Origin of the sequence: Streptococcus sp. DTU_2020_1001019_1_SI_AUS_MUR_006 (genome assembly GCF_032340315.1) — a bacterium.
In the GTDB taxonomy this organism is placed as follows: domain Bacteria; phylum Bacillota; class Bacilli; order Lactobacillales; family Streptococcaceae; genus Streptococcus.
In genome coordinates, this window is sequence record NZ_CP135436.1 from 577,344 (window position 1) to 590,735 (window position 13,392).

Here is a 13,392-nt window from a genome sequence, read left to right on the forward strand (position 1 = left end):
AACTATCCATCAAATCGTAGGAATTATCCTGCGATTTTTTCAAAGAAATCCGAATAGGTAAGTAGGAGGAAAAAATGAAAGCAGAAATTATAGCTGTTGGAACAGAGATTTTGACAGGCCAAATTGTCAATACCAATGCGCAATTCTTGTCTGAAAAGTTGGCTGAAATTGGCGTGGACGTCTATTTTCAGACTGCTGTGGGAGATAATGAAAGTCGTCTCTTATCCTTGTTGGAGCTCGCTAGCAATCGTAGTAATCTGGTCATTCTAACGGGAGGTTTGGGTCCGACGGAAGATGACTTGACCAAGCAAACTGTGGCCAAGTTTTTGGGACGAGATTTGGTTTTTGATCCCCAAGCTCAGGCTAAACTAGATCGTTTTTTTGCTCAAAGACCAGACTATGCTCGTACTCCTAACAACGAGCGCCAAGCTCAGATTGTTCAAGGTTCAACTCCATTACCAAACGAAACAGGACTGGCAGTCGGTGGTATGATCGAGGTGGCTGGGGTAACCTACGTTGTTCTACCAGGACCTCCAAGTGAATTGAAACCTATGGTCTTAAATGAGTTGCTTCCAAGATTGACAACGGGATCTAAGCTCTATTCACGTGTGCTACGTTTCTTTGGGATTGGTGAGAGCCAGCTAGTGACCATTCTATCAGATTTGATTGACCAACAGACGGATCCAACCTTGGCACCTTATGCTAAAACTGGAGAGGTGACTCTTCGCTTGTCTACCAAGGCGAACAGTCAGGAAGAAGCGGATCGTGTTCTAGTTGAGTTAGCAGAGGAAATCCTTGAAAGAGAGACCTTTGAGGGGCTTTCTCTTCGAGAAATTTGCTATGGCTATGGAGAAGAAACTAGCTTGGCTAGCCTAGTAGTAGAAGAGTTGAAAAAACAAAAGAAAACTATCACTGCAGCAGAAAGCTTGACTGCAGGTCTTTTTCAAGCTACTTTGGCTGATTTCTCAGGTGTATCTGCTATCTTTAAAGGTGGCTTTGTGACCTATAGCCTTGAAGAAAAAGCAAAAATGCTTGATATTCCACAAGCAGAATTGGAAAAGCACGGAGTCGTCTCAGCCTTTACTGCTGAAAAAATGGCTGAACAGGCGCGAATCAAGACCCAGTCAGATTTTGGCATTAGTTTGACAGGAGTGGCTGGACCAGATAGCCTAGAAGGTCATCCAGCAGGTACAGTCTTTATCGCTTTGGCGCAAGCTTCGGGGACAGAAGTTATCCAGGCCAATATAGCAGGCAGAAGTCGAGCTGATGTCCGAGAAATTGCAGTCTTACATGCCTTTAACCTAGTTCGCAAAGCTTTATTAAGTGCTGGAGATTTGTTATAATAGAAGAAGGTCTAAGGACTATTAGAATACAGGAGAATAAAATGGCGAAAAAACCAACAAAAAAATTAGACGAAATTGGCAAAAAATTTGGTGCTGATCGTGAAAAAGCCCTAAACGATGCCCTTAAATTGATTGAAAAAGACTTTGGGAAGGGGTCAATCATGCGCTTGGGTGAACGTGCAGAGCAAAAGGTCCAAGTGATGAGTTCAGGTTCTTTGGCTCTTGATATTGCACTTGGTTCAGGTGGTTATCCAAAGGGACGTATCATTGAAATCTACGGGCCAGAATCATCAGGTAAGACAACAGTAGCCCTTCACGCTGTAGCACAAGCACAAAAAGAAGGCGGAATTGCTGCCTTTATCGATGCGGAGCACGCGCTTGACCCAGCCTATGCAGCAGCGCTTGGTGTTAATATCGATGAATTGCTCTTGTCACAACCAGATTCAGGTGAGCAAGGTCTTGAAATTGCTGGGAAATTGATTGACTCAGGTGCGGTTGACCTTGTTGTTATCGACTCAGTTGCTGCCCTTGTACCTCGTGCAGAAATCGATGGAGATATCGGAGATAGCCACGTTGGTCTTCAAGCTCGTATGATGAGCCAGGCTATGCGTAAACTCGGAGCTTCTATTAATAAGACTAAGACAATTGCTATCTTCATTAACCAATTGCGTGAAAAAGTAGGAGTTATGTTTGGTAATCCAGAGACAACTCCTGGTGGACGTGCCCTTAAATTCTACGCTTCTGTCCGTTTGGATGTTCGTGGAAGCACACAAATCAAGGGAACTGGTGACCAAAAAGATACGAGCGTAGGTAAGGAAACCAAGATTAAGGTTGTTAAAAATAAGGTAGCTCCACCATTTAAAGAAGCCTTTGTTGAAATCATGTATGGTGAAGGAATTTCAAGAACTGGGGAGCTTTTGAAGATTGCAAGTGATCTTGACATCATCAAGAAAGCAGGAGCATGGTATTCTTACAAAGACGAAAAGATTGGTCAAGGTTCTGAAAATGCTAAGAAATACTTGGCAGATCACCCAGAAATCTTTGATGAAATTGACCACCAAGTTCGTGTCAAGTTTGGCTTGATTGAAGATGATGCAGTAGCTGATGAAAAAGTTGCACCTGTGGAATCAGAAGTAACTAATCAAGAAGTGACTCTTGACCTTGGCGATGATCTTGAAATCGAAATTGAAGATTAAAAAGTAAAAGTGGCGGAGGAATCCCCACTTTTTCTGCTATATGAGAATAAAGAAACAAGGTTATGAGAGCAGGAATGACAGATTTTCACAGTAAAAATGAGGAAGACAATTGCAAAGCAGATAATTTGATGATAAAATAAATTGAAAACAAAAGTAATACAAGGAGACTGTTGGTATGGAAAAACGTTTAGTTCGCAATGTTCAAGATAAAAAAATTGCAGGTGTTTGTGCAGGTCTTGCTGACTATTTAGATATTGATGCAACACTTGTTCGTGGACTTTGGATCCTCTTCACTTTGCTAGGTGGTTCAGGAATTCTTGCTTATCTCATTCTCTGGCTCCTTATGCCTGAAGCAGGAACAGAAGCGTAAACTTAGTGATATCTTTATAAGAGAAATCAAGATAAGGCTGAAACAAAATTGTTTCAGCCTTATTTATAGTGGATTGAAATAAGGGATGAACAATTCGATTAGAAAAATCAAACTTATTTCTAGAAATATTTTTAGCAGTCGTGATGTACTATTATAGATTCAATCTACTATAATTTTGTTGTGTAGCAGATTGAATAGAAAATACTATAGTAGATTGAAATAAGGGATGAACAATTCGATTAGGAAAGTCAAACTTATTTCTAGAAATATTTTTAGCAGTCGTAATGCACTATTCTAGATTCAATCTACTATATTTTGATGGATTTAGCAAAACTTTCTGCTATTTGATTTCGGAATCACAAAAAAATCACCTGTAGCACAGGTGATTGAGTTTTCATTGTCGAGAAGTTTGCAGTTTCTTACTGGGAAGTTAAAGACTGCAGTATAGATTAGTGTTCACTAAAGCGACGGTACTCGATGTGGAAGTCAAAATAATTTTCTTCTTGTAATTTTTGGAAGATATTCCGATAGGCTTCTTCATCAAAGTGGTCGCCACGATATAGAATCTCAAAACTAAGACCTTCGTACTCCAAAAAAGCATTGGCTGTTTTGAAGCCGTTTTGTAGGTAGAAGTCCATGCGGGCTTTTCGTTGTTCGAGGTTATCACAATCTTCGTCCAACCGCTCCACTTCAAGAATCATGGTACGTTGGTAAAAATCAATGAGTTTTTCAATGATTTCTCTCCCGTATCCATGACTACGGAGATGGGGCATAATGGCAAAAAAGCTAATGTAGAAAGCTTTTTGGTTGGAAATGGCAAAAGCGAAGCCGACAAATTCTTCCTCGTTATAGAAAGCGAAAAAGTGAGCATCATCTCTATCCTGGTAACTTAAAAATTCTTCCAAAGGGACCCGTTCTTCTTCAGGAAAGGCTTCCTTGTTTAATTGGTCAACTTTCTTAAGGTCTGGGAATACATCTGTAATTAACTGGCTGGTTAAGCTCATACATGGCCTCCTTTTCTGTCACGATTATACCAGATTGTTTGTATCTAGGCAACGCTTTCTTATCCAAACTCCCTTGTTCCCCTACTGGAAAGCTGATATAATAGCCTTATGAATAAAAAATCAACGGTGGACCTGATTCATGGTCCCATCCTTCCCGCGCTAATTAGTTTTGCATTACCGATTCTACTGTCCAATATCTTTCAGCAACTTTACAATACAGCTGATATCTTGATTGTTGGGCGTTTTTTAGGGCAAGATTCCTTGGCGGCAGTCGGAGCAACGACAGCCATTTTTGATTTGATTATCGGCTTTGCTCTCGGTGTTGGAAATGGGATGGGTGTTGTTATTGCACGTCTCTACGGCGCTCGTAATTTTGAAAAGATTAAGGAAGCTGTCGCAGCAACTTGGATTTTAGGGATTATCTTGAGTGTGCTTGTCATGTTGATGGGCTTTTTTGGTCTTTATCCACTCTTACAGTACCTAGAAACACCTGTAGAAATTCTCCCTCAGTCCTATGAATATATCTCCATGATTGTTAGCTGTGTGGGAGTGAGCTTTGCTTATAATCTTTTTGCAGGTTTGCTACGATCTGTTGGTGATAGCCTTGCTGCGCTTGGTTTTCTTATTTTCTCAGCCATCGTTAATGTCATCCTGGATTTATATTTTATTACACAATTGCAGTTGGGAGTTCAGTCTGCAGGTCTTGCAACCATTATATCCCAGGGTTTGTCAGCTATCCTTTGTTATTTCTATATCCGAAAGAGTGTTCCAGAGCTCCTTCCTAGGTTGAAGGATTTTAAATGGAATAAGGCCCTCTATGTCGATCTCTTAGAGCAGGGGCTAGCCATGGGCTTGATGGGTTCAATCGTCTCTGTCGGAAGTGTTATTTTGCAATCCTCTGTCAATAGTTTTGGAGCAGTCATTATCAGTGCTCAGACAGCAGCACGCCGAATCATGGCTTTTGCCTTATTGCCAATGACGGCTATCTCAGCATCGATGACGACTTTTATCTCTCAAAACTTTGGTGCAAAACGTCCAGATCGCATTGTCCACGGTCTTCGACTAGGGAGTTATATCAGTATGGCTTGGGCAACCTTTGCTTGTGTATTCCTATTTTTTGCAAGTCCTAGCCTAGTTTCTTTCCTGGCAAGTTCGACAGACGGTTACTTGATTGAAAATGGGGCTTTGTACCTACGCATCAGTTCTGTATTCTATCCGTTTTTGAGTCTTTTATTGATCTATAGAAATAGCTTGCAGGGTCTCGGTCAAAAATTCTTGCCACTTGTATCAAGCTTTATCGAGTTTTTTGGTAAAATTATTTTCGTGGCTTGGATTATTCCTTGGACAGGTTATACAGGTGTGATTCTATGTGAGCCCCTTCTCTGGCTAGTTATGACTGCCCAACTTTACTTCTCACTTTCCAAACATCCATGGATCAAAGAAGGCAAAAAACTCTTGGCTACTGGCGGGAAATCCTAGCTTAATTTACAAAAGAAAAATCCATTTCCTCTAGTGAAAATCGGATAGACTTGTGTTATAATAAGAAAGATTAAAATGTGAAAAAAGGAGATTCCTAATGGGACGTAAATGGGCCAATATCGTAGCTAAGAAAACGGCTAAAGATGGAGCTAACTCTAAAGTATATGCAAAATTTGGTGTAGAAATCTATGTAGCAGCTAAAAAAGGTGAGCCAGATCCAGAACTAAACACTGCTTTGAAATTCGTTATCGACCGTGCTAAACAAGCACAAGTTCCAAAGCACGTTATTGATAAAGCAATCGATAAGGCAAAAGGAAATACAGACGAAACCTTTACAGAAGGACGTTACGAAGGATTCGGACCAAATGGTTCTATGTTGATCGTTGATACTTTGACTTCAAACGTTAACCGTACAGCTGCCAACGTGCGTGCTGCCTTTGGTAAAAACGGTGGGAACATGGGAGCTTCAGGTTCTGTATCTTACCTCTTTGACAACAAAGGTGTTATCGTCTTTGCAGGTGAAGATGCTGATGCTATCTTTGAACTCTTGCTTGAAGCAGATGTTGATGTAGATGATGTAGAAGCAGAAGAAGGAACAATCACTGTCTACACTGCACCAACTGACCTTCACAAGGCTATCGTTGCTTTGCGTGAATCTGGTATTGAAGAATTCCAAGTAACTGAATTGGAAATGATTCCACAATCAGAAGTTGAGTTGTCAGGTGAAGATTTGGAAACATTTGAAAAACTTTACGGAGTACTTGAAGACGACGAAGACGTACAAAAAATCTACACAAACGTAGACGGATTCTAAGAATAAAAATAACCCCTTTGAAAATTCAATATTTTCAAGGGGTTTGTTTATCCTGTGATGACAAAAGGGCAGGAAAGAGACGAAAATCTCTTTTGCTCAAAACGTTATTAGTAATCTATAATTGTCCATAATCCAATGGATTGTGGAAATATCGTGGTGTTGGGATTTAGAAATCGAGGCTTGGTCTACCGATTGCTATTCCCAGTACCTTTTTAGTTATGTTAAACTTTCACTCCAGAATCAGATTGTTCTTTTCGATCCAGTCCGACAGCAAATTTATGAATCAGAAGAAACTGACCATTTTTCTGCTTTACAAAGTTTAAAACAACTGCCTTACTAGGTGAACCTAGGGAGAGGTAGGTGATTCTTTTGGTTTCATAATCACTGTCACTTGAATCTACTTCAGAATCTGGAATCCCATGTTCACTGATAATGTCTTTGTAATTGCTACCGCCTTGCCCTTGGTTGGAAGGGTCGCCCTCTATTAAGGCATCAAACTGTTCTTGAGTCCAGGTAAATATCTCTTCTTCCTCTTCATATTCATCAATGGTACTATTTGGCCAATCTTCATTGGTTGGTTCTTCCATGAGATAATTAGAAGAGCTACGATAGCCTCTTATAAAATCAGCGAAGATAGGAGTGAACAGCAGTTGGCTTATCAGTACAATGATAATGGAAATGAGGCCAAAGCTTGAACCAATCATAGCTAATGTTTTTTGATTTTGGAGATTGAGGCCAATGCCGATGACTCCTAAGATCAAGGCAACAAATCCAAAGAGAAAGGATAGACCATTGACAATTGGTATCCGAGAACATAAAAGAGCACCAGCTCCAAAAATGACAGCAAGGGTTCCTAAGGTTTTATACTCTTCTTGTTTCATTTGAAAGTTCTCCCATTTCTAGTGTAATCAGACAAGTTAGTGCCTATTATAGATAAATTATCAACTATTGTCAATTTATATCGAAATAGTTCTCATAGAAACTTTTTTCTTGACATCCTATTTGAAAGTGATAAAATAGTTCTCATGAAAACTAATTGGTTCTCGTGAGAACTATTTATGTGTAAAAAGGAGCAATCATGGATAAGCCGATGTTAGCTTTTAAACGTTTTGGTCATCAGGTTCACCTTATGGTGCAAAAGGAAGCTAAACGTTGTGGTATTGAATTTATGGGCGGACCGCAGGGCCAAGTCATACGATTTTTAGACTATCGTGAGGAGTCTGAACAGGCGGTGTTAATCAAGGATATTGAACAAGAACTCAATGTCACCAAGTCAGTTGCTAGTAATTTAGTGAAGCGTATGGTGCAAAATGGTTTGGTGGAATTGGAAGTGAATCCAAATGACAAGAGAGCTAAGTACGTTCGATTGACGGACAAATCACGCTCTCAGATGAAGCCAATCAAGTCTTTCTTTGATCGAATTGACCGTAGTCTACTTGATGGAATTTCTGAGGAAAAACTAGCTGTTTTTGAAGAAGTCATGGGTCTACTACAGGCTAATGTAGATAAAATGGGAGGTAAGAATGAAGAAACTCGCTAAACGTATCACAGGAAGAGAGTGGGGCATGATTTTTGTGACTGTTCTCTTTACCTGTTGCTCGGTCTATCTAGAGTTAGAAGTACCGACTTACGTTTCAAGAATAACAGAATTGCTTGGAACACCAGGCACAGAGCTAGGAGATCTTTGGTCCCCAGCAACTAAGATGATGGGCTTATCTCTACTTGCCTTTATGTCGTCGGTAGCGGTTGGATTTTTCGCCTCTCGTGTTGCAGCAACTTACACAACTCATCTAAGAAGCGATATTTTTAATCGAGTTCTGGATTTTTCACAGACAGAGATTAAACGTTTTTCAATCCCCAGTCTTTTGACTCGGACGACCAACGATATCACGCAGATTCAGATGCTTTTTACTATGGGACTCCAGGTGGTAACACGTGGACCTATCATGGCTATTTGGGCCATCGGTAAAATCCTTGGCAAATCTGAATACTGGCTCTGGGCAGTAGTAGTGGCTGTTATCGTCAATGTTCTGATGACAACTGTTCTCATGACTCTGGCCTTTCCTAAACAATCTGTCATTCAAAAATTGACAGATAAACTCAATAGTATCACTCGTGAAAGCTTGACAGGAATTCGGGTTGTTCGTGCTTATAATGCTGAGGATTATCAAGATCAGAAATTCGAAGAAGCTAATGAAGAAGTCACGCGACTCAATCTCTTTGTTAGTCGCTTAATGGCCATTATGAACCCAATTATGCAGGCGATTTCTAGTGGCTTGATCCTTGCAATTTACTGGATTGGTGCCTATCTTATCAACGATGCTAGCCTGACAGAACGTCTGCCACTCTTTAGTGATATGGTGGTCTTCATGTCTTATGCCATGCAGGTCGTGATGGGCTTCTTGCTCATGGGTGCTCTCTTTATCGTCCTTCCTCGTACCTTGGTTTCTGCAGGACGTATCAATCAAGTGCTGGACTTGCATTCTTCTATTGAAAATCCTAGTCAACCACAGACTGCAGAAGCATCTGTTCAAGGTCAAGTGGAATTCCGTGATGTAACCTTCCGTTACTCTAAAAACTCAGAAGCGGTTGTGGAGCATGTCAGTTTCAAGGCAGAAGCAGGACAAACCATTGCCTTTATCGGCTCAACTGGTTCTGGTAAATCTACGCTTGTGAACCTCTTGCCTCGTTTTTATGATGTATCTGATGGGGAAATCCTAGTGGACGGTGTCAATGTGAAAGATTACGACTTGGAAGATTTGCGTAATAAAGTCGGCTATATCCCACAAAAAGCAGTCCTCTTCTCAGGAGATGTCAAGGGCAATCTCGACTTTGGTAAGAGTCAAGAAACGCCACTAAGTGAGACTGCCATGTGGCAAGCTTTGGAATTGGCCCAGTCTAAAAACTTTATCGAAGATAAGGAAGCAGGTCTAGCTTCAGAAGTGGCTCAAGGTGGGACTAACTTCTCAGGAGGTCAAAGACAACGTTTGGCCATTGCGCGTGCCTTGGCTCGTAAGCCAGAGATTCTCATTTTTGACGATTCATTCTCAGCCTTGGACTACAAGACAGACCGTATCTTGCGCCAAGTATTAGCTGAAAAGACACAATCCATGACCAAGTTGATCGTTGCCCAACGCATTTCAACCATCATGGACGCTGACCTGATCTTAGTCTTGGATCAGGGGAAAGTCGTGGGACAAGGCACCCACAAGGAACTTCTTGCAACTAACGAAGTTTATCAAGAAATTGCCTATTCACAACTATCGAAGGAGGAATTGGAACATGGAAAATAAGAAAATGTCCTTATGGAAACAATATAAACCTTTTCTAGCAGGTCTCCAACTTCCCCTACTAGTTGCAGTTGTGGCGGCTGTATGTTCAAGCATCATCACGGTTTATGGACCAACTAAGATTAAGGAAATCACCAACTTGATTTCAGATGGCTTGGCTACAGAAATCGATTTGGTAGCTGTGTCAAGTATCGCCAGCTTTTTAGCTATTTTGTATGTGCTTGGTGCCATTCTCAACTATACGCAAGCCTATATCTTTTCAACGAGTATCCAACATTTTTCAAAACGCTTGCGGACAGCTATCGCTGAAAAAATTAATCGTCTGCCACTTGCTTATTTTGACCGTCATTCTCAAGGAGATACTCTATCTCGTGTAACCAATGACGTCGATACGGCGGCTCAGTCCCTCAACCAAAGTCTGGGAACAGTGCTCTCAGCTAGCTTTCTACTGATTGCTGTTTTGATTACCATGTTTGGCATGAACTGGATTTTGGCATTGGTAACAGTTATTTCAACCCTTGTAGGTTTTGCAGCTGTTTCAGTCATTATGGCCAAGTCACAGGGTTACTTTAAAGCCCAACAAAATAATTTAGCAGCTGTCAATGGTTATGTGGAAGAAATGTACTCTGGCCACAATGTTGTGACCAGCTATAACGCTGTGGACACCACTAAAGAAACATTCGCAGGATTGAATCAAAATCTACATGATAGTATCTGGAAATCTCAGTTTATTTCTGGCATCATGATGCCTGCTATGTTCTTTGTCGGAAACTTTAGTTATGTTTTGGTTGTTATCGTCGGTGCTGCCTTGGCTCTTGAAGGCCATATCAGTATTGGGATTATCGTAGCTTTTATGGTTTATGTTCGAACCTTCTCGCAACCCTTATCACAGATTGCCCAAGGAATTACCAGCTTGCAACAGGCTAGTGCAGCTATGACACGTGTTTTTGAGTTTCTAGGAGAAGCTGAGATGGAAGATGAATCTCATAAGGAAAGACAATTGACTGGCATGAAGGGTGATGTGGTCTTTGACAGAGTTGCCTTTGGCTATACTCCTGAGAAAACGATCATTCATGATTTTTCTGCGACAGCTCATGCAGGGCAAAAGGTTGCCATTGTTGGGCCGACTGGAGCGGGTAAGACTACTATTGTCAATCTCTTGATGAAGTTCTATGAGATTGATAAGGGAAGTATTCGCATCGATGGTGTGGATACCAAGGCTATGAAGCGCTCAGAAGTGCACGATGCCTTTTCAATGGTCTTGCAGGATACCTGGCTCTTTGAAGGAACCATTCGAGACAATCTCATTTATAATCAAACAGGTATCAGTGATGAACGTGTGATTGAAGCTGCCAAAGCAGTAGGGATCCACCACTTTATCACAACCTTACCTGATGGATACGATACTGTTTTGGATGATACAGTGACCTTGTCCGTCGGACAGAAACAGCTCTTGACCATCGCTCGTGCCCTTCTCAAGGATGCTCCGCTCTTGATTCTTGATGAAGCGACCTCTTCAGTCGATACACGTACAGAGGAGTTGATTCAGAAAGCCATGGACCGTTTGATGGAGGGACGCACATCCTTTGTTATTGCCCATCGTTTGTCAACTATTCGTAATGCTGATTTGATTCTTGTCATGAAAGATGGAAATATCATCGAACAAGGAAATCATGAGGAGCTTATGGCTCAGGGTGGTTTCTATGCTGATCTCTACAATAGTCAATTTACAGAAGATGAAGTAGAAGAATAAAACCAAAGAAGGCTTGACGGCCTTCTTTTTCTACTCTATACTAGAGTAGGAGATGCTAGTAGGCTTCTTGTGCAAAATCTAAAAATAACGAGAAAATATATGAAAAACTATCAAGAGTGGTACGATAAAAGGAAATCAAGTCTCCTTCAACATCCACAGCTATTACAATTGATGCGAGTTTTTAATCGCATGATGACAGTTCTGATGCCCTTAGCCTACTTGACTTTGTTGGGGACAAGTCTTATAAGCAAGGGCTTGGGGAAAGAATTTGCCACCTATATCTTAGTGCCAGCTTCTGGCTTTGTCCTATTGACGCTGGTGCGTAAGTGGATCAATCAACCACGTCCCTATGAAACTTGGGAAATTATTCCGCTACTAGATAAGGACAGTTCTGGTAATTCAATGCCTAGTCGCCATGTCTTTTCAGCAACCATCATTTCCATGGCTTGCCTGCATGCAAATCTTCCTGTGGGGTTGGTTTTGTTGGTCTTCTCAGCTCTTCTCGGATTTGTGCGGGTTTTAGGTGGTGTTCATTATCCCAAGGATGTTTTAGTTGGCTACGCCTGTGGTCTCATCTTGGGAATTCTTTTCTTTATTTTCTAAAAAGCAAAGCAAGTGGGCTTGGCCTCGTAACCACTTACGGGTCAAAAGTGACCACTTGCTTTTTTGCCCTTGTAAAGTCTTCTGGCCTTTGGTATAGTAGATGCAGAAAGGAGATAGGATGAAGTTACGAATCGAGATTGATAGTGAATTAACTGAGACAGAGATTGTCATCAAGGCTGCAGCCCTGACAGATGAAATAGCTGACTTGCAACGACTCTTGCAAGAAACCAAGGCTCCTAGGTTGATCTTTTATAAGGGGACGGGTGAGTACTACTTAGACTTGGCAGAAATCCTCTTCTTTGAGACGGAAGGTAGCAAGATTTACGCCCATACCCAGAAAGAGGCCTACGAGGTGAGACTCAAGCTTTATGAGTTAGAGTCCATCCTGCCCCGCTATTTCAGTCGGGTATCCAAGTCGACCATAGCCAATCTTCGGCAGGTCTACTCAGTGGACAAGTCCTTCTCAGGGACAGGCACTATTTCCTTTTATCAGACCCACAAGGAGGTTCACGTGTCACGGCACTACCAATCCCTCCTAAAAGAAAATCTAAGAAACATGAGGTAAGAACATGAAAAAGAAAGCATTTGGTATTGTGTTGCTAGTATTGGCAGCTTTAGTGTTATTGCAGGGGAATTTTGGAATCCCTTCTCTGGGAGGGCACATTTGGCCTTTGATTGGTATTGGATTTTTTGCCTATCAATCAGTTGAAGCAATCCTTCGTCGTCATTTTACTTCAGCCTCCTTTACAGCCCTAGTGGCCCTCATGATTGCTAATCATTTTTATGACATTTTACCGATTCCCAATCAGTCATTGTTCTGGGCAAGTATTTTAATCGTAATGGGTGTCAGCGCACTCACTCATTCTAACAGAACTTGGAATGGAAAAAAATGGTGGTATGACGGTGAAAAGACCATTCTGACAGACAAGGAAGTCGCTTTTGGAGCGGGTACATTTTACAAGCAAGATCAAGAATTGGTAGAAGATGAGTTTGAGGTCGGATTTGGGAATGCCAAAATCTATTATGACAATGCAGAGATGTTAGGTGATTTCGCTACTCTGAATATCGAAGTCGGTTTTGGGAATGCAGTTATCTACGTGCCTCAACACTGGAGAGTAGATCTAAAGGTAGAGACTTTTTGTGGTGCGGCCAAGGCAGATGCTCCTGTAGCCCCAACCAGCAAAACTTTGATTATCCGTGGAGATGTAGCTTTTGGGAAATTAGGAGTTGTTTACGTTAAATAAAAAAATCTTCCAATCCCCTTGCCAAAAAAGAGAAAGTGTGATAACATAGTACAGTATGTGGTGCTAGCACATCCGCTATATTAGATCTAATAGGAGGAAAACACAAATGGCTAAAGTATGTTACTTTACAGGTCGTAAGACTGTATCAGGAAACAACCGTTCACACGCGATGAACCAAACAAAACGTGCCGTAAAACCAAACCTTCAAAAAGTTACTGTACTTATCGATGGTAAACCTAAAAAAGTTTGGGCTTCAGCTCGTGCTTTGAAATCAGGTAAAGTAGAACGCGTTTAAT

14 protein-coding genes are annotated in these 13,392 nt (G+C 41.3%); 12 read left to right on the plus strand and 2 right to left on the minus strand.

The window, feature by feature from the left end:
• The first annotated feature begins 74 nt into the window (after positions 1 to 74).
• The 3 genes from RRU92_RS02890 (at position 75) to RRU92_RS02900 (ending at position 2,909) form a co-directional block, all read left to right on the plus strand.
• Positions 75 to 1,343, plus strand: coding sequence for a competence/damage-inducible protein A (locus RRU92_RS02890; protein WP_315640338.1), 1,269 nt, complete (start codon positions 75 to 77; stop codon positions 1,341 to 1,343).
• Positions 1,344 to 1,384: 41 nt separating this feature from the next.
• Entirely contained in the window at positions 1,385 to 2,539 is a 1,155-nt protein-coding gene (recA, locus tag RRU92_RS02895; protein WP_315640339.1) for a recombinase RecA, read from the plus strand.
• A 175-nt stretch (positions 2,540 to 2,714) separates the two neighbouring features.
• Positions 2,715 to 2,909, plus strand: coding sequence for a PspC domain-containing protein (locus RRU92_RS02900; protein ID WP_315640341.1), 195 nt, complete (start codon positions 2,715 to 2,717; stop codon positions 2,907 to 2,909).
• Positions 2,910 to 3,358: 449 nt separating this feature from the next.
• Here the strand turns inward: RRU92_RS02900 and RRU92_RS02905 are convergent, their stop codons facing one another.
• Positions 3,359 to 3,913, minus strand: coding sequence for a GNAT family N-acetyltransferase (locus RRU92_RS02905; protein ID WP_153224554.1), 555 nt, complete (start codon positions 3,911 to 3,913; stop codon positions 3,359 to 3,361).
• 108 nt (positions 3,914 to 4,021) lie between these two features.
• Here RRU92_RS02905 and RRU92_RS02910 point away from each other — a divergent pair, with 108 nt between their 5' ends.
• On the plus strand, positions 4,022 to 5,392 hold the full coding sequence (locus RRU92_RS02910) for an MATE family efflux transporter (protein ID WP_315640343.1): 1,371 nt from the start codon (positions 4,022 to 4,024) through the stop codon (positions 5,390 to 5,392).
• Between the two features lie 97 nt (positions 5,393 to 5,489).
• Positions 5,490 to 6,206 (plus strand): YebC/PmpR family DNA-binding transcriptional regulator, encoded by a 717-nt coding sequence (locus RRU92_RS02915; RefSeq protein ID WP_045762594.1) that lies wholly within the window; start codon positions 5,490 to 5,492, stop codon positions 6,204 to 6,206.
• A 221-nt stretch (positions 6,207 to 6,427) separates the two neighbouring features.
• Here the strand turns inward: RRU92_RS02915 and RRU92_RS02920 are convergent, their stop codons facing one another.
• Positions 6,428 to 7,087, minus strand: a complete 660-nt coding sequence (locus RRU92_RS02920) for a hypothetical protein (protein WP_315640346.1) — start codon at positions 7,085 to 7,087, stop codon at positions 6,428 to 6,430.
• A 197-nt stretch (positions 7,088 to 7,284) separates the two neighbouring features.
• On the opposite strand from RRU92_RS02920, the gene RRU92_RS02925 reads away from it, so the two are divergent.
• The 7 genes from RRU92_RS02925 to rpmB all read left to right on the plus strand — a co-directional run bounded on the left by RRU92_RS02925 (position 7,285) and on the right by rpmB (position 13,391).
• Positions 7,285 to 7,746 carry a MarR family winged helix-turn-helix transcriptional regulator gene (locus RRU92_RS02925; RefSeq protein ID WP_045613843.1) on the plus strand — a complete coding sequence of 154 codons (462 nt, stop codon included), beginning with the start codon at positions 7,285 to 7,287 and terminating at the stop codon, positions 7,744 to 7,746.
• A complete protein-coding gene (locus tag RRU92_RS02930; RefSeq protein ID WP_315640347.1) occupies positions 7,730 to 9,499 on the plus strand; it encodes an ABC transporter ATP-binding protein in 1,770 nt (589 codons plus the stop codon). Before RRU92_RS02925 ends, RRU92_RS02930 begins: the two co-directional genes overlap by 17 nt.
• On the plus strand, positions 9,489 to 11,249 hold the full coding sequence (locus RRU92_RS02935; RefSeq protein ID WP_315640349.1) for an ABC transporter ATP-binding protein: 1,761 nt from the start codon (positions 9,489 to 9,491) through the stop codon (positions 11,247 to 11,249). The genes RRU92_RS02930 and RRU92_RS02935 overlap by 11 nt, the downstream gene beginning before the upstream one ends.
• Positions 11,250 to 11,348: 99 nt before the next feature.
• A complete protein-coding gene (locus tag RRU92_RS02940) occupies positions 11,349 to 11,852 on the plus strand; it encodes a phosphatase PAP2 family protein (RefSeq protein WP_315640351.1) in 504 nt (167 codons plus the stop codon).
• Between the two features lie 118 nt (positions 11,853 to 11,970).
• Positions 11,971 to 12,417, plus strand: coding sequence for a LytTR family DNA-binding domain-containing protein (locus RRU92_RS02945; protein ID WP_006155797.1), 447 nt, complete (start codon positions 11,971 to 11,973; stop codon positions 12,415 to 12,417).
• A gap of 4 nt (positions 12,418 to 12,421) precedes the next feature.
• Positions 12,422 to 13,096 (plus strand): LiaF transmembrane domain-containing protein, encoded by a 675-nt coding sequence (locus RRU92_RS02950; RefSeq protein WP_315640352.1) that lies wholly within the window; start codon positions 12,422 to 12,424, stop codon positions 13,094 to 13,096.
• A 106-nt stretch (positions 13,097 to 13,202) separates the two neighbouring features.
• Positions 13,203 to 13,391: a 50S ribosomal protein L28 gene (gene rpmB, locus RRU92_RS02955; protein ID WP_001140948.1), complete on the plus strand. Its 189-nt coding sequence runs from the start codon at positions 13,203 to 13,205 to the stop codon at positions 13,389 to 13,391.
• The last annotated feature ends 1 nt before the right edge of the window (position 13,392 follow it).